We start from the raw sequence: 22,146 nt of genomic DNA on the forward strand, positions 1-22,146 counted from the left end.
TTATAAAGTTTATACTTTGCGAGGCTTTGCCCGTTCGTACTGAGATGGCCAGGTATGCTCATAGCCAAGTTCCAGGGCAGCATGCATCGGAAAGTACGGGTCACGTAGAAGTTCGCGGGCTAGTAAAACGATGTCGGCCTGGCCGGTTGTAACTATAGTTTCCGCTTCCTGCGCTGTCGTGATCATGCCAACAGCTCCGGTCATTATACCTGCTTCTTTTTTTACACGCTCAGCAAACTCCACCTGGTACAATGGGCCCACCGGAATTTTAGCAGCCGGCACATTTCCACCCGTAGAACAATCGATCAGATCGACCCCTTTCTCTTTTAGAATTCTTGCCAGCGCTACAGAATCTTCACCAGTCCAGCCACCTTCGGTCCAGTCTGTAGCTGAAATGCGTACAAATAGCGGGTAATCAGCAGGCCAAACTTCCTTTACAGCTTCCGTTACTTCCAGCAATAATCGAATCCGTTTCTCGAAAGAGCCTCCGTATTCGTCTGTCCGTTTGTTACTTAGCGGGGAATAGAATTCGTGGAGTAAGTAACCGTGGGCTGCATGGATCTCTATTACTTTAAAACCAGCTTCCAGCGATCTCACTGCTGCTGCCCTGAAATCTGAAATTACTTTCTGTATACCTTCTTTATCCAAAGCAAGTGGAGCAGGTTCTGTATCAGAAAAAGGAACAGCACTTGGTGCCACCGTTTCCCAGCCACCTTCTTCAGGAGCTAAAGCGGTACCGCCTTTCCATGGACTTTTATGGCTGGCTTTCCTCCCGGCATGTGCCAACTGTACACCCGGTACTGATTCTTGCGTCTCTAGAAAAGTGTTGATGCGTTTCCACATCGCAATATGGTCATCTTTCCAAAGACCAATATCATCCGGTGTAATTCTGCCTTCCGGCGATACTGCAGTTGCTTCGGCGATTACCAATCCGGCACCACCTACGGCACGGTTTCCTAAGTGCACCAGATGCCAGTCGTTCGCAAATCCATCTTCGCTGGAATACTGGCACATTGGGGATACAGCAATTCTGTTTTTAAGCGTGATACTTTTTATAGTTAGGGGAGAAAATAAATTCGACATTGTTGTAGTGTACGGTTTAACAGATTTATCAACTATAAACTCAGCGGAAGGTTTAGATGAGTTTCTTAATTTGGGTATTTCAACGAAAGGAGAAATCTGAGTTCTGTTTTTGACCTCTCCTTTTTGTCATTTCGAACGGAGTGAGAAATCTATTTCGGCTTAAAGGTTGCTACTCTACTATTCGAACCAAGCCTTTTCTTCCATAGCCACTTCCAAACCTGGGAGCTCTACTCACCTATCGTTTCAATCTGGCTTTGGTGCCCTCACAGCCGGGAAGCCTCGTCTTCGGGCATCGCGCTGCTGCTTTCTTGCTTCCCTCGTGCCTCGGGCTGCCTAAAGGCACCGCAACAAATCAAAGGCGCTCAACCCAAAGACTGATACGTTTCTCATAGCTATATTATTCTATAGTTTGAACCTGCTCGCTTCGAGATTGATCGTGGTGATAATTTCAAAGGGACAGGTAAACCTGCCCTGATCGTGGTCTGTAACTATAGAACTATAGTTTAGAAGTTGGTAATGGCAGCAATTGTCCCCTTGCGGGGACTATAAGGATGTGAAGGCAGTAACTATAGAACTACAGCCATCGACTACAACTATAGCCGGAAATCCCCTCTCGGGAGGGGTAGGGGTGGGTTAAAACCACAACGATAAAACTATAGCAGTAACCTAAAGTTCCCCGCCTTAGACAAGGAGGCGCTGGGTGTGGTTGGACTTACGCTAACTATAGTTGCCAACAATATAAAAGTAGGGGAAGTACTCCTAACTCTCTCATGTCAATTACAAAACCAAATTAATAATGGTTCAGACAATAAAAAAGCCGCTCAAACTATAGTTCGAGCGGCTTCTATAAGCATAAAGTTTATCCGATAATACTTACCAGATTCTGATTCTATCTTCAGGTTTCTTGTAAAGCTTATCGCCAGGTTTCACGTTGAAGGCCTTATACCAGGCATCCATATTAACAGGTGCACCAATAGTGCGGTACTGACCCGGTGAGTGGGAGTCTGTTAAGATCAGCTGCGCAGAAGTTTCTGGAAGTGTGTTAGCTCTCCAAACTTGTGCCCACGCCAGGAAGAAACGCTGATCAGGTGTAAATCCGTCAATCTTCTTTTTAGATTTACCCTGCTTGGTCATTTTAAAGGCTTCGTAAGCAGCACTCAGGCCACCTAGGTCACCAATGTTCTCACCTAAAGTTAGTTTGCCGTTTACATGGATCGTATCCAGCACTGTATAGGCATCATATTGCTTCTGCAGTTCCGTAGCTTTCTCTTTAAACTTAGCTAAGTCTTCTGCAGTCCACCAGTTACGTAGCGTTCCGTCTTTGTCGTATTGGCTACCGGAGTCGTCGAAACCATGTGAAATTTCATGCCCTATCACCGCACCAATACCGCCATAGTTCACTGCATCATCCGCATTCGGGTCGAAGAACGGGAACTGAAGAATACCGGCCGGGAACACGATTTCGTTCATAACCGGGCTATAGTATGCGTTCACAGTTGGAGGAGTCATTCCCCAGCGCTCACGGTCTACTGGTTTTCCTAACTGGTTCACCATTTTGGTATAACCCCAGGCACCAGAGTTGCGCACATTTGCAAAGAAGTTATTGCGGCTGATATCCAGTCCTTCATACGTTTCCCATTTGTTAGGATAACCTACTTTAGGACGGAAAGCATGCAGTTTAGCCAACGCTTTTTCTTTTGTCTCAGCACTCATCCAATCCAAGCCTTTGATGCGGATCTCGTACGCCTTGATCAGGTTAGCGATCATCTCGTCCATGCGGGCTTTAGCTTCCGGCTTAAAGTGTTTTTCTACGTATAGCTGGCCCAGTAATTCACCTATAGTTCCGTCCGTTAACGAAGACATACGCTGCCAGCGCGGCGTCTGTACTTTCTGACCTGTTAATGCCTGCGTGTAGGCAAAATTGGCATCCACAAAATTAGAGCTTAGGTAAGGCGCAGCCGATTTCATAACATTCCACTGAAGATAGGTCTGCCATTCTACAACCGGAGTGCTGGTTAGTAAGCCATTTAACTCAGAGAAGAATTTTGGAGAGTTTACAAGTACAGTATCCTGGCCGGTCACTTTCATTTTTGCCATCAGCGATTTCCAGTCCATGTTCGGAGTGGTCTTGCTGAAATCGGCAACAGAGAATTTGTTGTACGTTTTATACGGGTCGCGCATCTCTACTCGAGCCATCTGCGCAGCAGCCAGTTTCTTCTCTAAATTAAAAATGGTTTCCGCGTTTTTCTGAGCAGTGGCTTTATCTACACCTGTTAGTGTAAATAAAGTAGTAATGTAGCTCTTGTAGGCATCCTGAATTTTTGTGCTACGGGCATCATCTTTCAGGTAGTAATCGCGGTCAGGTAGAGTAGTACCGCCTTGGCTAAGCTGTGGCACCATGTTCTCCACATCCTTTCTGTCCTGGCCTACAAAAAAGCCGAACATTGGCGAACCAGCACCGGAAGTACGCAGGTAAGCAGCCTCGTTCAGTACGCCGTTCACATCTTTTATAGTTTTGATGCGCTCAAGGTCAGCTTTTATCGGTGTGTAACCCAGCTTATCTATGGCAGCGCTATCCATACCGGCTACATAAAAGTCGCCAACGCGCTTCTCTACAGAGCCGGATTTTGCATTGTTTTTAGCTGCAGACTCGCTTAATATGGTTCTTACTGCCTTAATGTTGAAATCGCGCAGTTCGTTAAAGCTACCCCAACGTGTTTCTTTAGCAGGAACCGGGTTGTTACGCAGCCATACGCCATTGGCATAAGTATAAAAGTCGTCGCCTGGCTTTACTTTCAGGTCCATGTTCGCCTTATCTATAAAGGCTTTTTTGGCAGGCGCTTTTGAGCCATACTGTGCCGAAGCATCAAAGGCAAACATAAAAGCTGCACCAAGCACAAGATATTTGAACTGAGACTTCAGCCTGATCTTGCGCTCTCCAGAGGTAGTAGATTGCATAATGGTTAGTTAGATTGTGTTAATTTTTGAAAACTTAGTAACAAAAGTTGAAATTTGCATTAGGTAAGAGCCGCAAATTAAAACTTCTTAAAAATAGTATTTCTGATTTAATAAGCGGCTTTTTGTAGCAACCTGCTTCATAATATTTTCTTTGACCATAATTAGTGACTTTGGTTTAACTTCAAGATAAATTATGAATGCTTTTTCAGCTTCTGAAGGAGGATTTAAAAACTAGTAGTAGTAAGCCCTAACCTAGTTGTAAAAGAGAGTAGATACTATTTGTGTAACAAGGTGGTTAGTATATACTGATAAACTTTATTAGCAGTAATGTAGTAGGGGTTTTTAATCAACATAAGCGTAGCTATAGGGGAAACAGATTATAACCTTACTTTAAACTATAAAGCAGAGGATAAAGAAATGCAGAACCTGAAAGAATATGCTCAATCTAAAGCTGTAATAGTAGTAAGGTTTTTAGTATGAAGTTTATTGAAATTAAAACTCTAGGTAAACTAACATTTCTATATAACTATAGGTAAGATCTGGATAAATTAATGGGTTCTTTGCTAAGTAGTTAAATTATTAGCAGGGGTCAGTAAAAGCCTGTTTTAGCAGGAAAGAGTTTGACTGATAATGTTGTGGAAACAGGCGGTAGATGAGATAACAAGTCCTGCGGGATTATTTACTAATTAAGATTGAAGAGGTGCTAACGTAATAACGAGAGGAACTCGTCGTTCTAATGCCTTATGGAAACATTTATGGTTATGGAGTGTTTGTAATAATTTTTTAGTGATTTCTGTTTATTTTGTACTAGCCTTTCGAGTCGAAAATTATGATTTTTAACACAATTAATTAAGACATATTGATTTTTATATGTATAATTGTGAAAAATTGAAAAGCTAAACCGATTATAAAATATTAACCAAATAGATGAAGTTCAGACTTACTTTCTTTGCGGCAGTCTTTTTTATGTGTTTGGCAACTGCTTTTACAGCTGAAGCACAGCGTGGTAACAGCGGTGCTAAATTCAGAGGAGCCTACAAACGTAAATTCAGACCATCTTGGACTGTATTTGCTTCGCCAGGTATTGCCGTCATGAATAGTGAAAATGAGGGTGATCCGGGGAATGCTGACAAAGTAGGTGTTCTTAAAAATAACGGTATGGGCCCAACATTAAGTATTGGTGCTCTTTATCAATTCTCTCATGACTTCGGTGTAGAAGGACGCTTAGGGTATTTGAACTTTAATGGAAAGGAAGATGCCCGAGCAAGAGAAAATATAAATATTAATGATGTCACCTTTAAGACCAATGCTGTAGAAGCCTCAGCCTCGTTAGTTTATAACCTGACAAATACCTATGTTGGTTCAAGGTTTACTCGTTCACGTAATTTACGCCTATTAGTTCCTTATGTAAAGGCAGGCGTTGGACTATTAGCCTATAAGTCCTCTTCATCAAGCGAAAGACTAGGTGTTGAATATCCCGAAGCAACTGATTATCCAGATATAGCACTTGTTACACCGGTAGGTGGGGGTATTAAGATCCAATATTCGAAGCAATTAACTATCGCTCCTGAACTGAATGTTTATTTCACTACATCTGATTATTTAGATAATACCAGTTATGGATATGTAAGTCCTTTAACCGGATCTAATGATGCCTACTTAAGTGCAACGATTAAAGTTATGTACAACATTACAGCCCATCGCAGAAGCCCTTTCAGGATAAGAAGATAAGAAAAGCAAGATACATATAAAAAGTAAAGCCTGTCAGTTCACTATTGACAGGCTTTACTTTTTATATGTATATACTATTTTACCCATTCCGAAGTTAATTATGAGTAAACTGCATTTTGTAAGTTTTTAGGGAAAGGGCTACATTTTAGAGTAGAAAATTTTACCTTTGCTTTCTTGTTCTAACATTGAAACGGATTTTGGTACCACTGGTGTGCTATACCCTGTTTTATCACCCTTGCATAAATGAACTTAAGGATATTCTTATTTGCATTGCTCCTAGCGGTCTCTTCCTGCGGGCCTACCCGTAACCTGGCTTATTTCAGTGATCTGAAAGAACAAACTACATACTCGGAGGAAATCAAGAATATTACTGTTTCTAAGATTCAGCCTAATGACCTACTTAGCATCACTGTGAGCAGCGAAAGCCCGGAATCTGACATGCAGTTTAACCGCGGCATGCTGGCAGCGAATGATAGCAAACTGGAAGGGTATCTGGTTAATGAGGATGGGTATGTTAATTTTCCGGTTATTGGAAGGGTACTATTAGCGGGTCTTACCAAGCAGGAAGCAAGAGAGAAGCTTGCCAACGAGCTTCAGAAGTACTTAAAAGCACCTGTGGTTAGCATCCGGAATATGAATTTTAAGGTGACCGTGATCGGGGAAGTGAACCGGCCGTCTACTTTTACTGTTCCTGCTGAGAAAATATCAATCCTGGAAGCATTGGGTATGGCTGGGGATATGACACCTTTTGGCAAACGTGAGAATGTAATTGTAATGCGTGAAGAGGCAGGAACCCGAACAATTACCAGGTTAGACCTCAATAAAAAAGAAGTGCTGAATTCACCCTACTTTTACCTGCATCAAAACGATGTAGTATATGTGGAACCAGATAAAATGAAACAGGTTCAGGCAAGCACTAATACACGTACGCTTGCTATTATCACTTCACTTACTTCATTAGCTATAGTTATTGCTACCAGATTATTTTAGTACCAGTTTATATGTCAGAAAAAGAAATTTTTCAGTTCGAGTCAGAAGAGATTAATATAAAAGAGGTACTACAGAAGTACCTTAAATACTGGTACCTTTTTGTTCTGAGTGTGATTACAGCCGGTGCAGTTGCTTTTGTATACTTGCGCTATACTACCCCGCAGTACCGTGTTAGCAGCACCTTGCTAATAAAAGATGATAAGAAAGGCCCATCCCTGGCAGACAATGTAGTACTTGATGATCTCAACCTGTTTCAGTCAGGTAAAAATATCGATAATGAGATCGAGATACTGAAGTCTAAAAGCCTTATGAATAGGGTATTGCAGGAACTGTCGTTGAACACCACATACTATGTTGATGGGCGTGTAAAGAGCACCGAGATCTATGGTGCTACAATACCGCTGAAAGTGATCGTAAGCAAACTAGACTCATCTGCATTCAACAAGGCTATAGTGATTCAGCCAAAGGATCATAATGAATTCCAGATTGAGGCAGACGGTGCTCTAAGCCAGCATAAATTTGGGGCGCAGATAAAAACGCTGTACGGGGTTTTCACGGTAGTAGCCGGAACCGGTAAAGCTGTAAAAGATAAGAAAGTAACGGTTAAATTTCATGATATTAGAAAAGTTGCAGAGTCTTATAACCAGAAACTAACTGTTGCCCCGGTAAACAAGAACGCCAGTGTACTCAGTCTGAGTCTTGTAGATCCTGTTCCAGCTAAGGGTGTAGCTATACTAAATAAACTGGTAGAGGTCTATAATAAGGAAGCTGTGGAAGATAAGAATCTGATTGCAGGTAGTACTATTCAGTTTATTGATGAAAGGTTAAAGTACCTGACGTCAGAGTTGTCTTTAGTGGAAGAGGATGTAGAGAGTTATAAGAAAGATAACCGTGTAACGGATGTGAGTTCTGAGGCCAAACTATACCTTGAGAAAGCCAGCGACTATAATCGTCAGTTATCAGAATGGGCAATCCAGATTGATGTGCTCGAATCTATTGAAAGATACCTGTTAAAACAGGAAAGCGAATATGAGCTGGTACCAAGTACGCTTACAATTCAGGATCCTACCTTGTTAGGGCTAATCTCGAAGTTTAATGAATTGCAGCTAGAGCGCAATCGCCTGTTGCGTGTGTCGCAGTCGGGAAACCCATTGGTACAGAACATTAATGAGCAGTTAGGCAATCTTCGGAGTAATATCCTGGAGAACCTGCGCAATATAAAAGATGGGCTTAAGATCACCCGTAGTAACCTGCAGGCCAGTTCTGCCCAGTTTGAGTCGCGTATCAAAGAAGTGCCTAGTATTGAAAAGGACCTGATCGAGATCAAACGACAGCAAAGTATAAAGGAAGGCTTATACCTTTATCTGTTACAGAAACGAGAAGAATCTGCTTTATCATTAGCTGCTACTGTTGCCAATTCGCGTATCATAGATCCTGCCATTTCTGGTGACACGCCGGTTGAGCCAAAAAAACAGCTGATCTATTTACTGGCATTCCTGGTGGGCCTTGGTATTCCTTTTGCAGGTATATACATAAAAGAACTACTGAACGATCGCGTACAGAGCCAGCAGGATGTAAAGAAAGCGACTAATACACCAATTTTAGGTGAGATAGCCCATAATGATACCTTTGAGAAACTGGTGGTGACGGAAAACAGCCGTAGTACAGTGGCAGAACTTTTCCGCCTTATCCGTACAAATCTTCAGTTTGCTACCTTAGGAAAAGATAACAAGGTTATCATGGTGACGTCTAGTATGAGTGGCGAGGGTAAGACTTTCTTTACGATAAACTTAGGGGCCAGCCTGGCCTTAACAGGTAAGCGGGTAGTACTAGTTAATTTCGACCTACGCAAACCACGCCTCCTCCAGGATATGGACTTATCAAATGAAATAGGTATCACGAACTATATTATTGATGAGCAGCTCAATATTCAGGATATCCTTATTCCTTCTCCTGAAGTAACAGGATTGTATGCTATAGGTTCAGGGCCTATTCCGCCTAACCCGGCTGAGCTGATGATGAGTCCAAAGGTGGGGCACTTACTTGCTGAATTACGTGAGCAGTTCGATTATATCTTATTAGATACGTCGCCGGCCGGTCAGGTAGCAGATGCCTTTACCCTGGCACCGCTCATTGATGCCAGTGTGTACATTGTGCGTTATAATTATACGTTTAAATCTCAGGTAGCCATAGTTGATGATATCTATCAGAACAAAAAGCTTAACCATCCGATGATCGTGTTGAATGATGCTGAGATGAAAGAGGCCTATGGCTACGGGTATGGCTATGGCTATAACGAATTCGGAAAACCATCTCTGAAAAATACGCTAAAAAAAGGGATGCGCATCGAAGTCTAACAATTAAGGAATAACAAACTATAGATAACTAAAATGTCAAATATAGCTTTAGTAGAAGATGCAAAAATAGCTGTTATCGGTTTAGGCTACGTTGGTTTACCGTTGGCAGTAGAATTTGCAAAAAAATTTAAAACGTTTGGCTTCGATATAAATGAAACAAGAATAAAAGACCTCAGTGAAGGACGAGACCACACACTGGAGGTAGAAGAAGAAAAACTGAAGGCTGTACTAACGACTGACTGCTCTACTTCAATTGGTTTATACTGTACTAATGAGCTTGCTAAGATTGCAAACTGTAATTTTTACATTATCACGGTGCCTACACCTGTAGACAAGCATAACCGTCCGGACTTAACTCCTCTCTATAAGGCAAGTGAAACGGTTGGCAAGGTATTGAAGAATGGGGATATAGTTATTTATGAATCTACAGTATACCCTGGTGTGACTGAGGAGGAGTGTGTTCCTGTACTGGAACGAGTTTCTGGTTTAAAATTTAATACTGATTTTTTTGCCGGTTATTCCCCAGAGCGCATCAACCCAGGAGACAAAGAGCACACAGTTGCTAAGATCTTAAAAATCACTTCTGGATCAACTCTTGAAGCAGCTGAGAAAGTAGATCAACTATACCGATCAGTAATTGTTGCTGGTACACATAAGGCAACAAGTATAAAAGTAGCAGAGGCAGCCAAGGTTATCGAAAATGCACAGCGCGACATCAACATCGCCTTTGTAAATGAACTGGCAAAGATATTTAACCGCCTTAATATTGATACTGATGAAGTCCTGCAGGCAGCCGGTACCAAATGGAACTTCTTGAAGTTTAAGCCAGGTTTAGTAGGAGGCCATTGCATTGGCGTTGATCCATATTACTTGGCACAGAAAGCGCAGGAAGTAGGTTACCACCCGGAGATCATCCTGGCTGGCCGTAGACTTAATGATGGTATGGGTGAATATGTAGCACATGAAGTGATCAAGCTCATGGTGAAAAAGGATATTCCTGTAAAGGGAGCTAATATTCTGGTGCTTGGGATTACTTTTAAAGAAAACTGCCCGGATGTGCGCAATACGAAAGTTGTTGATATCTTACATACGTTAAAAGATTATGACACTAATATCACAATTTATGATCCATGGGCTGAGCCAGCTGAAGTAGAGCGTGAATATGGCTGGGATTCAGTAAAAGTGCTTCATGACACCAGGAATCATGATGCAGTTATACTTGCTGTTTCTCACGACGAATTCAAAGCCTTAAATATAATTAAACTTTGTAAAGAGAACGCTGTGATTTATGATGTAAAGGGCATATTACCTAAGGATTTTGTAGATGCAAGATTATAAGCTCTCAGCTTGATGGTATTTGGAAAATATGGATGAAATAATTAAAGCTGATTTATATCGTTACGGTGGATTAGTAGGAATTAGAGGCTTTGTTCGGGGGCTCTTATACCCTGGATTTAGGTATACCTACCTGTTAAGAAAACAATCTAGGTGTAATAAGTATTCAGTCAAATGGTTCTTTTATGCAATATTAAGGCGAAAGTATAGCTTCAAGTATGGCTTTCAAATTCCTGCGGGAACCGAGATAGGTGCGGGCTTCTATATAGGGCACTTTGGTGCTATAATTATAAATGGTAAAGCAAAAATAGGAATGAATTGTAATATAGCGCATGGAGTTACTATCGGTCAGGCAAATAGAGGTAAGCTGAAAGGCTATCCAACAATAGGCAATAATGTTTGGATCGGAACTGGATCTGTTATAGTTGGAGCAGTAAAAATAGGGTCTAATGTGCTTATTGCACCAAACTCATTTGTTAATATCGATGTTCCAGATAATTCTTTGTTGATTGGAAATCCAGTTCGAGTAGTAAGAAAAGAGAAAGCTACAGAGAGCTATATTAACTTTACGTTTGGGTATAGCAATGAGCTTTAAAAAGTCCGGTTAACTAATTGATTTGAATAGGTTGCTTCTAGCTCCCTAAAATGGCTAGCTATATTGATTTATTGTTGATGCTTAGAGATAAGTTCGAAATTTAAATTAGGAACAGTGTATAATATATTATATCATTCACAGAATATTAGCAATTGTAATTTCTTAGTGACAGGAGGTGCAGGTTTTATTGGTTCTAACATTGTAGAATATCTATTGAAGTATAGTGCAGGCAAAGTAAAAGTTTTGGATAATTTTTCAACAGGCTCGTTTGCTAATATTAAGGAGTTTATGTGCAACCCTGCTTTCGAACTTATAGAAGGTGATATTCGTGACTTGGAAACTTGTAGAAAAGCGCTTGAAGGAATAGATTATGTGAGCCATCAGGCTGCACTCGGCTCTGTACCACGTTCAATAAATGACCCAATTACCAGTAATGAAGTAAATGTGAGTGGTTTTATAAATATGCTATTGGCAGCCCGTGATGCTGGGGTAAAGCGAATGGTATATGCGGCAAGTTCCAGTACTTACGGTGATCATCCTGGTTTACCTAAAGTTGAAGATAAAATTGGGAAGCCGCTTTCTCCTTATGCTATTACTAAATATGTGAATGAGTTATATGGGGAAGTATTTTCTAAAACTTATTCCTTTCATACTATAGGTCTTCGCTACTTTAATGTGTTCGGCCCAAAGCAGAATCCTAGAGGACCTTATGCAGCTGTAATTCCTTTGTTTATAGAAGCAGCTTTAAAAGGTGAGGCACCTTTTATAAATGGGGATGGTGAAACGAGCCGAGATTTTACATTTGTGGAGAATGCGGTGCAGGCTAATGTGAAAGCACTGTTAGCTACTAATATAACACAGCATGAAGTAATAAATATTGCATTCGGGGAACGTACTACTTTAAACCAGCTATGGAACAAAATAAGTGAAATCACTAAGACCAATGTACTTGCACAATACTGTGAAGAGAGGAAAGGGGATGTAAAACACAGTTTAGCAAATATCGATAAAGCCGCTTCCCTCATAGGATATAAACCTGTATTTTCGATGAAAGATGGGTTGATCCCATCACTAAAGTGGTACCAGAGTATATTTTTAAAATAATATTTTGCCTTCTACACGGAATATTTTAACCAAACTTAATTCTGATAAGCCAAGTCTGCTTAAAAATGTGTCATGGATGTTTATTGGTAACAGTGTATATGCTATGTGCCAATGGCTTCAACTTTCATTAATAGCAAAGTTCTGTCAGCCTTTTGAACTTGGGTCCTATACAATAGCTCTTGCAATTAGTGCGCCTGTTCTTTTATTCACTGGCCTACAGCTACGTGCGATACAAGTTACAGATAATAATGGTGAATGGCAGTTTGGTCATTATTTGGGGCTTAGAGTGATTACTTCGGTGCTAGGTATAGCCACAATAATTGCTCTCTCTCTATTTCTTGATTGGGAGAATAAAATGCTACTCTACCTAATCTCTATACTAAAGATATTAGAAGGAATTTCAGAGATTTTCAACACAAAGCAGCAAGCGTTGGAAAGAATGGAAGAAGTTGCGAAATCTTATATTTTAAAGGGAGTTGGAACCACTTTTGCTCTTTATACTGGTGTATTCCTTTTAAAAGATATTAATATTGGGCTATTCATTGCAGTCGTTTTAAATGTTCTGATCATTTACCTTTATGACTACCGTAGTTGTTCCTCGTTACTCACCGAAGATAAAGTACTTCGATTTGAATGGAGACTACTTAAGCAGCTAGCTGTTAAAGCTTTTCCATTAGGTCTTGTTGTATTGATTATTTCTCTTAATGGTAACTTCTCAAAATATATAATAGAATTTAAGCTAGGTACAGAGAAACAAGGGATATATTCTACCTTGTCATATGTGATAGTTTTAGGAACTTTTATTAGCTATGCAGTAGGTCAAGCTTTTATACCTAGATTGAGTAATTTTTACGCTATTGGAGATTTAAAGTCTTTTGTAGGGTTAGTTAAAAAATTTGTAGGATTTAACTGGCTGGTAGGAGTTATTCTTTATCTAAGCTTTATAGTATTAGGGGAGAGCTTTTTATTAATATTCTTTAGCAAAGAGATTGCTTTACATTATAAGATTTTTAATTTAATAATGCTATCCTCTGTCTTTATATTACCGGCTTCTGCCTTGGGCTATAGTATAACTGCAATGAGATTATTTAAAGTTCAACCATATATAAATGTTTGTGTGTTTGCCACTAACGTATTATTATGTTTTTTGCTAATTGATAAATATGAACTTCAAGGTATTGTTATGGCAACAATCACTGCTACTTTTTTGCAGATAATTCTTACTTCATTTATAATATTTAGAACTCTTAGAGTTATAAGGTAAGTGAAGATTTAAATATTTTAAAAATAAGAAATAATGACTAAAATAGTATCAGTGCATGTACTGGGAAAATTAGATAGAGGTGGGGCCGAAACGTGGTTGAAGGATCTCTGTTTAAATAGTGAAGAGTCTAATTTACAAATAGACTTTCTTCTTACCCGAACAGGAGAAGGTGCTTATGATGAGGTAGTTAAGCAAGCAGGTTCAAAGATCTATTATAACGAGCTCGGAAGCATTAATATTATAAAGTTCTGTATAAATTTATATTTGTTTCTCAAGAGAAAAAAAATTAATAATATACACTCTCACGTACATTATTTCAGTGGTCTGATTCTTTTTATTGCATTCTTGGCCGGAGTAAAAACGAGAATAGTACATAGTCACCTGGACACAAGTAGTGATGACTTACATCAGAAAGGTTTGAGAAACTTATATCTTAATTTAATGAGATATTTAATTAATAAGTTCTCAACCAAAAATGTTGCTTGCTCACCTGAGGCAGGGAGAGCTTTGTTTTTAAATAATGACTACAAAATCATTAAACTAGGTATAGATATTGAAAGATTTAGCTCTGATTCAGAACTAAAAAAGAAAGAATTCTATTGTCAACATAATATCCCTGAACATGCCACTATTATAGGGCATGTTGGAAGATTCTCAAATCAAAAAAATCATAAATTTTTGATAGACATATTCAAAGAAGTGTATAAAGTAAGCTCAAACTACTTCTTAGTTTTAGTGGGTGGTGGTGAACTTGAGGAAGTGGTTAGAAAACAGATATCGGATTACAAGCTTGAAGATAACGTTAGGCTAATAGGCTTAAGAGATGATATTCCCTTCTTATTGAAAGATGTGTTTTCTATTTTTATAATGCCATCCCTATATGAAGGTTCGCCTGTTGTCCTACTAGAGGCTCAGGCGGCAGGATTAAATTGCATAATATCTAATAAGATATCAGTAGCAGATCGTGAAATTCCTGAATTATTTACAACATTGAGCCTTGAAGAGCCATCAGCATGGGTAGAGGCTGTAATAGCTTCAAAACCCAATGAAACTTCCTTTAGAAAACAATGCCTCGTGAGAGTGATTGAGAGCGAGTATAACATCAAGAGTTCTTTAGCATCCCTAACTAATTTATATAGTGAAAACTGATATATTTAAGAGAATAGTATATCAAGTTGTATTTATAGTAACTATCATCTTAGTTTACGCATTTACTCATAATACTGTAAACCAAGAAACTTTTGAGTTAACTTTTTCTTTAATAGTTGTTACTCAATTTGTCTGGCAAACAGTTAGTTATTATACTCTTACTAGAAGAACGATAGGAATATTTTATTTTTTTTTAGTTGCAGCTACTATTTTTAATGCTGGACACTTCTTTGTTAAACTTTTAAATCCTTCTTTTCAACTTTTCAACGAAGTAGTAACTTTTGAAGTTACTAAAGTTGCAGTATTGTATATTGCCCTTTCATTATCAGCTTTATACTTAGGCGCTTTGTTTGCACTCAGCAGAGGCAAAAAAAATATGTCTGTAGTGCCTAAAATGTATGAAGAACTTTATGCAGTATCTTCATTTAGAAAAGTAGGGGCCATTTTGTTTGCTGTAGCAGTCATTCCAGAGTTCAGTTTCATTACTAACACTTTAATGGTAGCTTTAAGTGGGGGGTACTCTTCTATATATGAACAAGATAAAGTATATGGTGTGGGAGCTTCTTTAAATATAATTAAGAATTTCTATATTCCCTCACTTTATATTCTTTTCTGGTGCGACGTGAAGGAAAGAAGTTGGAGAAGGTTTATTTGGATCAGTTTGATTTTCATGCACTCAATAATGCTGTTTTTGATGGGCTTTAGAGGTGCCTCTACTATGCCTTTGTTAGGGCTCGCATTATTATATGATAGAAGCTATAAGCGTTTAAAACTTAAAAAGGCAGTGATTGCTGCTCTAGTTCTCCTTTTTTTGTTCCCCCTCGTGAAAATATATCGAATTGAGGGAAATAGTATTACTGATGATGCTTGGACATCTGTCTTAAATAGCACTAAAGAGTTAGGAATATTGCAGGAGATGGGTAGTAGTGCCAATACTGTTGCTTATACCATTGATCTTGTTCCCAAAGAAAGGGACTTTGATTATGGAAGTGGCTACCTATGGGCTCTAACAAGTGTATCTCCTAACATTTTTACAGATGATAAAATACATCCAGCTGTAACAAATGCTGAATATGGCAATTGGCTTACCCACAGAATAGACCCCTATGTAGCTGCTTTAGGTGGAGGACTTGGGTATTCATTTATTGCTGAAAGCTATATTAACTTTTCTTATTTCGGTTTAATTTTCATTTGGATCATTGGCTATTCATTAGTTCAGTTTGACTTTTTTACTATAAAAAGGCATTCTCGAACAATATTGGCCGCATGCTTTATTTCATTTTTTCTTATGTATGCTAGAGGAGAGTTTTTGTTTGTAGTCAGAAGCTTTTTTTGGTATACATTAGGTCCTTACCTACTTTATAAGTGTTTTCTTATTAGCAACTTGCAGAACTCTTTAATAATAACAAGAAGTTTAAAACATCGATACTTAAGTAATAAGATATAGATCAGACTTTTTAAATTTAATTAGTTTATAACTTTCTATAAAGAAATTGACTTAGTCTATTGCCACTTAGAAAGTATACTTAAAATTAGGATAGCAGTTTTTAACTAAATGATCAATTGCTATAAAAGCTACTATTATCTTATAGTTAAGATTCATACGCATGACATACGTAGAAATTAAAGAGCGACAAACAGGAAGAGATAAGTTTAACAGGAACAAGCGCATCATAGACCTGCTAGTCTATGTTATGAAGTTTCTTCCGAAGTTCCTCCGCATATTTATATGGGATACAGTTAGTCCCTTCTCGCAAATACCGTTTATAGGTCTTAGATATGTTATTTTGAAAAGCTTGATAAAGAACTGTGGGAGTAATATTCGTATTGGCAAGAACGTAAATTTTATATATTGGGAATATATAGAAATTGGTGACAATGTTAGTATTCATCCAAACTGTTATATAGATGGTGCAGGTGGAGTAAAGATTGGAAATGATGTTTCTATTGCACACAATACATCCATATTGTCTGCTGATCATAATTGGAGTGATTATACTTTACCAATAAAGTATAATAGTGTAACTACTAAAAGTGTTCTTATCAGTAATGATGTGTGGATCGCCTGTGGTTGCAGAATTTTAGGAGGAGTTAAAATCAACACAAGATCAATTATAGCAGCTGGTGCAGTCGTAAATAAAGATGTAAAATCTAACGCAATTTTTGGTGGAGTACCTGCGCGATTAATAAAGGAAATATGAAGTTATTATTTGTACATGATCATCCGTTCTTTCAAGAACTTGACAAAGTATATAGTGGTGGTGGACTTCCTGGTAAGGTTTGGTCAAACTATTTAAAGTATTTTAGGAAAGTCCATGTCTTTGCACGGAGAAGTAGAAATAAGAAAGATAAGAAAGTAATTTCCACTCTTGATGATAATTCAGTAGTATTTGAATTAACAGAAAGATATTCTTCAACATTAAGCCTTTTGATTAACTTCAGAAGATTGTATAAACAAATCTATCTGCAGGTTCATAAGGCTGATGTGATTTTAATAAGACTGCCAAGCGTTTTAAGCTTTATAGCAGGTTTTATATGTATAAAGAGCAATAAACCATTTATTGTTGAACAAGTTGGAAATGCTAAAGAGGCAATGATTACTCATGGCTCATTGAAAGGAAAAATTATCAGCTCAATTTTCGAATCTATAAATAGGTGGATGGTTAAGAGAGCTAGTTACGTTTCTTACGTTACACAGAAAAAGCTTCAGATAGATTATCCAACTAATGGGGTTAGTGCTTCAATTTCAGATGTTGACATAACAAGAACATTTGATAATAATGATATTGACAAGGAACGTTTTTTCCAGCAAAAAGTGAAAATTGGGTTGATAGGTGGATTTGATGCAAAATATAAAGGCCAAGACGTCCTATTAAGAGCGATATCATTATTAAACAATAATCTGAGAGGCCAGATAGAGCTATATTTTGTTGGCAAGGGAGATCATACTTGGATAATTGATTTGGCAAATAGATTAGAATTAGCAGCAAGTATAAAATTTATAGGGCCTAAAGAGTCTGGAAAAGAGATTCTTGATTTTTTATCAACCCTTAGTTTATATATTCAGCCTTCATTAACTGAGGGAATGCCAAGAGCTTTATTAGAAGCAATGAGTGTTGGATGCCCAGTGATGGGATCTAAAGTAGGTGGTATACCTGATATTATTGATAATGAATTTTTACATGATGCAAAAGACTTTAGAAGTTTATCTGAGCAAATTAATAAGGTCATTAATGATAGGGAAATACTATACAAACAATCTCTAAGAAGTATTGAGTTAATTAAACCGTTTGCGAAGGAAAAACTAGATGAGAAGAGAGATAGTTTTTACCAATCTATTGTTAAAGATCTAAGTCTTAAATTAGCTTAACTAGACATTTTCTTTATGTTACCCAAATCGAAATTGATAAGAGTCACGACAGTACCTCTATCATTACATAAACTGCTGGGAAAACAACTTAAGTTTATGAGTAACCATTATGAGGTAGTTGGGGTGGCTTCAAAAGGTGAGCTCCTTAGAAGAGTGTCTGAGGAACAGAATATTAGAGTTGTTGGAATAAATATGACTCGTATAGTGTCTCCTATTAGTGATCTCATATCACTGTGTAAGCTTTATCTATTGTTTAAAAAGGAGAAGCCCCAGATTGTACATACGCATACCCCTAAAGCAGGTTTGATAGGGATGTTGGCGGCATGGCTGGCAAGAGTTCCTGTTCGTATGCATACTGTTGCAGGATTACCATTGTTAGAAGCTGATGGTATTAAGCGGAAAATATTAGTGCTGACTGAAAGGCTTACGAATGCTTGCGCTTGTAATGTTTATTCTAATTCCTATAAAATGATGGAGATCATGCTAGATAACGATTTGTGCTCTCCTAGTAAACTTGGTGTAATAGGTAACGGAAGCTCAAACGGAATCGATACTAACTATTTTGCCCCCTCCTCTATTAATAATACAGCTAAAGAGAATCTCAAAGCTGAATTAAAAATAAGCTCAACTGATAAAGTATTATGCTTTATTGGTCGTGTTGTTTCAGATAAAGGAATTAATGAATTAGTGTCTGCTTTTCTTAATCTGGTTAATCAAAATCCTAACTTAAAGTTACTTCTAATAGGTCCTTTAGAACCTGAATTAGATGCTTTAAATAAGCAAACTGAAAATGCTGTATTAAATCATCCTAATATATGTTTTGCAGATTATCAGGAGGATGTAAGACCATATTTAGCTGTAAGTGATATTTTTGTTTTCCCAAGCTATAGAGAAGGTTTTCCAAATGTAGTGATGCAGGCAGGTGCAATGGGCGTACCATGTATTGTTAGTAATATTAATGGTTGCAATGAAATAATTGAGCATGGAAAAAATGGTCTGATAGTACCTTCGAAAGATTCGGAAGCTTTAGAAGATGCCATACATTTTTTACTTAATGATGACAAAGCATTGCAGCAAATGGCTGATGTAAGTAGAGAAATAATTATTAAGCGTTATGATCAGAAATATGTATGGCAAGAGCTTCTGAAAGAATATAGGAAACAGATGGGCGATCTAACGGATCAGGAAAGAATAGTGGAATATGTATCGGAACCATATTAAGCTTATAGTTGATTTCATTTTAGCAACAACTGCTTTTATAGTTGCCTTGCCCATTTTTGCCATAGTAACCCTGTGTCTTACAATTGCAAACCACGGCAAGCCATTCTTCCTGCAGCCCCGCCCTGGTAAAAATGGGCTGGTCTTCCGTGTCATCAAGTTCAAAACAATGAACGATCGGAAAGATGCGCAGGGAAATCTACTTCAGGATGATAAAAGGCTCACGGCTATAGGTAAATTTGTCCGCAAAACATCTTTAGACGAAATCCCACAACTGCTGAACGTGATCAAAGGCGATATGAGTTTAATAGGTCCTCGTCCTTTGCTGGTGGAATATCTGCCGCTATATAATGAAGTGCAAAGTAGGAGGCATGAGGTTAGGCCGGGAATAACCGGGTGGGCACAGGTTAATGGCAGAAATGCGATCAGTTGGGAGGAGAAGTTTAAGTATGATGTGTGGTATGTGGATAATATTTCCTTTCTGCTGGATTTGAAAATCATATTTCTTACTATCCAGAAAGTTTTTAAATTGGAAGGGATAAGTGCGGACGGTAATGTAACCATGCCTAAGTTTCAGGGGAGCAACTAATATGTATTTATTCGGAGCAAGTGGCCATGCCAAGGTTATTATGGATATACTAAAAAGTATGGCTGAGCCTGTAACAGGCTTGTTTGATGATAACCCTGCTGTTAAAGAACTTAATGGCGTTGCAGTGTCAGGTAAATATAGTGGTCAAGAACTTGATGCAGATGTAATCATTAGTATTGGTGATAACAACATACGATCTAAAATAGCTAATCAACTTCAGGTACAGTTTGGTAAAGCCATAGCCCAAAGTGCTTCTATCTCAAACTCTGCAGACATTGCAGAAGGTACAGTTGTGATGCAAGGCGCAATTATACAAGCTAGTACGCATATAGGTAAACACGCCATTATTAATACACGTGCAAGTATTGACCATGACTGCCTAATTGGGAGTTTTGTACATATTTCACCAGGGGCGGTACTGTGTGGCAATGTACAAGTAGGTGTGGGCACACATATTGGCGCCGGTGCCATCGTATTACCAAATCTGAAGATTGGGAAATGGTGTAAGATAGGAGCTGGTGCTGTCGTTACCAGAGATATTCCGGATTTTTCAACTGCTGTAGGTAACCCGGCAAAAATTATAAAAAGCAATCAGAATGAATAACAAAATATGGCTTTCTTCCCCACACATGGGTGGAACTGAAGAGAAATATGTAAAAGAAGCTTTTGATACCAACTGGGTAGCACCACTGGGCCCAAACGTTGATGGTTTCGAGAAAGATCTGGAAAGCTTTTTAGGAAATGATGTTCATGTGGCAGCACTTAGCTCAGGAACAGCTGCACTGCATTTAGCACTCATCATACTTGGGGTAAAAGCTAGTGATGAAGTGATCTGCCAGTCGATGACATTCTCTGCTTCTGCTAACCCTATAGCTTACCAGGGGGCAACTCCTGTATTTGTAGATAGCGAAGAACGCACCTGGAATATGTCGCCAGAGTACCTGGAGGCTGCGATACAGGACAGGATACGCAAAGGCAAGAAACCAAAAGCCATTATAGTGGTGCACCTGTATGGTATGCCAGCAGAGATGGACACAATTATGGAAGTTGCCGACAAATATGAAATACCTGTGGTTGAAGATGCAGCTGAGGCTTTAGGTTCAAGCTATAAAGGCAGGCCACTGGGTACTTTCGGTGCCATGAGTATACTGTCGTTTAACGGCAACAAGATCATTACTACTTCAGGTGGGGGAGCCTTGGTTTCTCCTAATGAAGAATGGATTAAAAAAGCCCGTTTTCTGGCTACGCAGGCACGAGATAATGCGCCACATTACCAGCATTCACATATAGGCTATAACTACCGTATGAGTAACATCTGTGCAGGAATTGGCCGTGGGCAAATGGAGGTACTACAGGAGAGGGTGCAGCAGCGTCGCAACAACTTTGAAAGTTATAAAGCTGTCTTTGGTGCTAATGAAGCCATTTCTTTCCATGAGGAAGTTTCTGCAGATTTCTATTCCAACCGGTGGCTCTCAACAGTGCTTGTTAACGAAGACTCAGGAATAAGTCGTGAAGATATCAGATTAGCACTGGAAAAGCAGAATATTGAAAGCAGACCCTTATGGAAACCAATGCATTTGCAACCTGTTTTTGAAGATGCACCATTTTATGGGGACGGTGCAAGCGAAAGGCTTTTTAAAGATGGTTTATGTTTACCTTCCGGATCGAACCTGTTACAGACTGAAATTGAAAGGGTGATAAAGATCATAAACACTTGCTTTTCAAACGTCTCACAGACAACTTGAATTTAAGGTGATAGATCAAAAGGGCTGTAAAACAGCCCTTTTTTTAATCCTAAATTTAAATCTTTATATCAGTGTAACAGGCACATAAAATCTTTTAAATTCTTTTTTGTAACCTTATCGTTGAATTTACAGTATAGTGGCCCTGAAATTTTGTTAAACCAGATACTTAAATAGTTAGCTGCTATTTTATAGTGGCTAATTATTAAGCTACTATAAAAATTATAGTTGCCGTGAAACGAAAATGTAATACTAACAATTAAAAGTAATACTGACCGTTATGCTCACATAGTGCAAATTTTGATTAAATTTGCCTTCCAGTATTTTTACTAGTTTCGCGCTGTTCACCCTAATATGAAATTATACTTACTTAATAAGTCTTTACCTAAATGGATCATTCTGTTGATCGACCAAGTAATTGCCAGTTGGGCTTTTGTCTTTTCCTTTCTTTTAATACGCCAATTTGAATTTACTGATCTTTTAAGAGGGCACTTTACCATTTACGTAGGCCTATATTGCCTTGTATACCTGTGTACGTCTTACCTGATGCGTATACATACGGGGCTAATCCGTTATTCCGGTACACAGGATATCCTCCGGATATTTACCGCTGTACTCACATCGAGCCTAATCTATGGAGCTGCGGTTGCTATAATTGTGG

The 22,146-nt window shown here is 38.6% G+C and carries 17 protein-coding genes; 15 read left to right on the plus strand and 2 right to left on the minus strand.

From position 1 onward, the window contains the following. Nucleotides 1-9: 9 nt before the first annotated feature. Together KYK27_RS13365 and KYK27_RS13370 are read right to left on the minus strand one after the other, a co-directional pair. Nucleotides 10-1,083 (minus strand): NADH:flavin oxidoreductase/NADH oxidase, encoded by a 1,074-nt coding sequence (locus tag KYK27_RS13365; RefSeq protein WP_199110545.1) that lies wholly within the window; start codon nucleotides 1,081-1,083, stop codon nucleotides 10-12. Between the two features lie 873 nt (nucleotides 1,084-1,956). After that, nucleotides 1,957-3,888, minus strand: coding sequence for a M13 family metallopeptidase (locus KYK27_RS13370; protein WP_233150448.1), 1,932 nt, complete (start codon nucleotides 3,886-3,888; stop codon nucleotides 1,957-1,959). 1,080 nt (nucleotides 3,889-4,968) lie between these two features. Between KYK27_RS13370 and KYK27_RS13375 the strand changes: the two genes are divergently transcribed. From KYK27_RS13375 to KYK27_RS13445, 15 genes are all read left to right on the plus strand, one after another. Further along, entirely contained in the window at nucleotides 4,969-5,772 is an 804-nt protein-coding gene (locus tag KYK27_RS13375; RefSeq protein WP_199110546.1) for an outer membrane beta-barrel protein, read from the plus strand. Nucleotides 5,773-6,015: 243 nt separating this feature from the next. Continuing rightward, a complete protein-coding gene (locus KYK27_RS13380) occupies nucleotides 6,016-6,762 on the plus strand; it encodes a polysaccharide biosynthesis/export family protein (RefSeq protein ID WP_199110547.1) in 747 nt (248 codons plus the stop codon). 11 nt (nucleotides 6,763-6,773) lie between these two features. Next, entirely contained in the window at nucleotides 6,774-9,119 is a 2,346-nt protein-coding gene (locus KYK27_RS13385) for a GumC family protein (protein WP_199110548.1), read from the plus strand. Nucleotides 9,120-9,152: 33 nt separating this feature from the next. Continuing rightward, the gene (locus KYK27_RS13390) at nucleotides 9,153-10,457 is read left to right on the plus strand and encodes a nucleotide sugar dehydrogenase (protein WP_233150431.1); all 1,305 of its coding nucleotides are present in this window, start codon (nucleotides 9,153-9,155) and stop codon (nucleotides 10,455-10,457) included. Between the two features lie 28 nt (nucleotides 10,458-10,485). After that, nucleotides 10,486-11,049 (plus strand): serine O-acetyltransferase, encoded by a 564-nt coding sequence (locus tag KYK27_RS13395; protein ID WP_199110549.1) that lies wholly within the window; start codon nucleotides 10,486-10,488, stop codon nucleotides 11,047-11,049. A 114-nt stretch (nucleotides 11,050-11,163) separates the two neighbouring features. Next, on the plus strand, nucleotides 11,164-12,153 hold the full coding sequence (locus KYK27_RS13400; RefSeq protein WP_199110550.1) for an SDR family oxidoreductase: 990 nt from the start codon (nucleotides 11,164-11,166) through the stop codon (nucleotides 12,151-12,153). 4 nt (nucleotides 12,154-12,157) lie between these two features. Then, nucleotides 12,158-13,417: an oligosaccharide flippase family protein gene (locus KYK27_RS13405; RefSeq protein WP_199110551.1), complete on the plus strand. Its 1,260-nt coding sequence runs from the start codon at nucleotides 12,158-12,160 to the stop codon at nucleotides 13,415-13,417. 33 nt (nucleotides 13,418-13,450) lie between these two features. Further along, nucleotides 13,451-14,566 carry a glycosyltransferase gene (locus tag KYK27_RS13410; RefSeq protein WP_199110552.1) on the plus strand — a complete coding sequence of 372 codons (1,116 nt, stop codon included), beginning with the start codon at nucleotides 13,451-13,453 and terminating at the stop codon, nucleotides 14,564-14,566. Next, nucleotides 14,556-16,013: an O-antigen polysaccharide polymerase Wzy gene (gene wzy, locus KYK27_RS13415; protein ID WP_199110553.1), complete on the plus strand. Its 1,458-nt coding sequence runs from the start codon at nucleotides 14,556-14,558 to the stop codon at nucleotides 16,011-16,013. The genes KYK27_RS13410 and wzy overlap by 11 nt, the downstream gene beginning before the upstream one ends. 160 nt (nucleotides 16,014-16,173) lie before the next feature. Next, nucleotides 16,174-16,767, plus strand: coding sequence for an acyltransferase (locus KYK27_RS13420; protein ID WP_199110554.1), 594 nt, complete (start codon nucleotides 16,174-16,176; stop codon nucleotides 16,765-16,767). Then, a complete protein-coding gene (locus KYK27_RS13425; protein ID WP_199110555.1) occupies nucleotides 16,764-17,936 on the plus strand; it encodes a glycosyltransferase in 1,173 nt (390 codons plus the stop codon). Before KYK27_RS13420 ends, KYK27_RS13425 begins: the two co-directional genes overlap by 4 nt. A 96-nt stretch (nucleotides 17,937-18,032) precedes the next feature. Then, nucleotides 18,033-19,157, plus strand: a complete 1,125-nt coding sequence (locus KYK27_RS13430) for a glycosyltransferase family 4 protein (RefSeq protein WP_233150432.1) — start codon at nucleotides 18,033-18,035, stop codon at nucleotides 19,155-19,157. Further along, nucleotides 19,138-19,743, plus strand: a complete 606-nt coding sequence (locus KYK27_RS13435) for a sugar transferase (RefSeq protein ID WP_199110557.1) — start codon at nucleotides 19,138-19,140, stop codon at nucleotides 19,741-19,743. Before KYK27_RS13430 ends, KYK27_RS13435 begins: the two co-directional genes overlap by 20 nt. A 1-nt stretch (nucleotide 19,744) precedes the next feature. Continuing rightward, a complete protein-coding gene (locus KYK27_RS13440; protein ID WP_199110558.1) occupies nucleotides 19,745-20,347 on the plus strand; it encodes an acetyltransferase in 603 nt (200 codons plus the stop codon). Further along, nucleotides 20,340-21,488, plus strand: a complete 1,149-nt coding sequence (locus KYK27_RS13445) for a DegT/DnrJ/EryC1/StrS family aminotransferase (protein WP_199110559.1) — start codon at nucleotides 20,340-20,342, stop codon at nucleotides 21,486-21,488. The genes KYK27_RS13440 and KYK27_RS13445 overlap by 8 nt, the downstream gene beginning before the upstream one ends. Nucleotides 21,489-22,146: the final 658 nt, after the last annotated feature.

The sequence above is a fragment of the Pontibacter populi genome, from assembly GCF_019336435.1.
Classification (GTDB): Bacteria; Bacteroidota; Bacteroidia; order Cytophagales; family Hymenobacteraceae; genus Pontibacter; species Pontibacter humidus.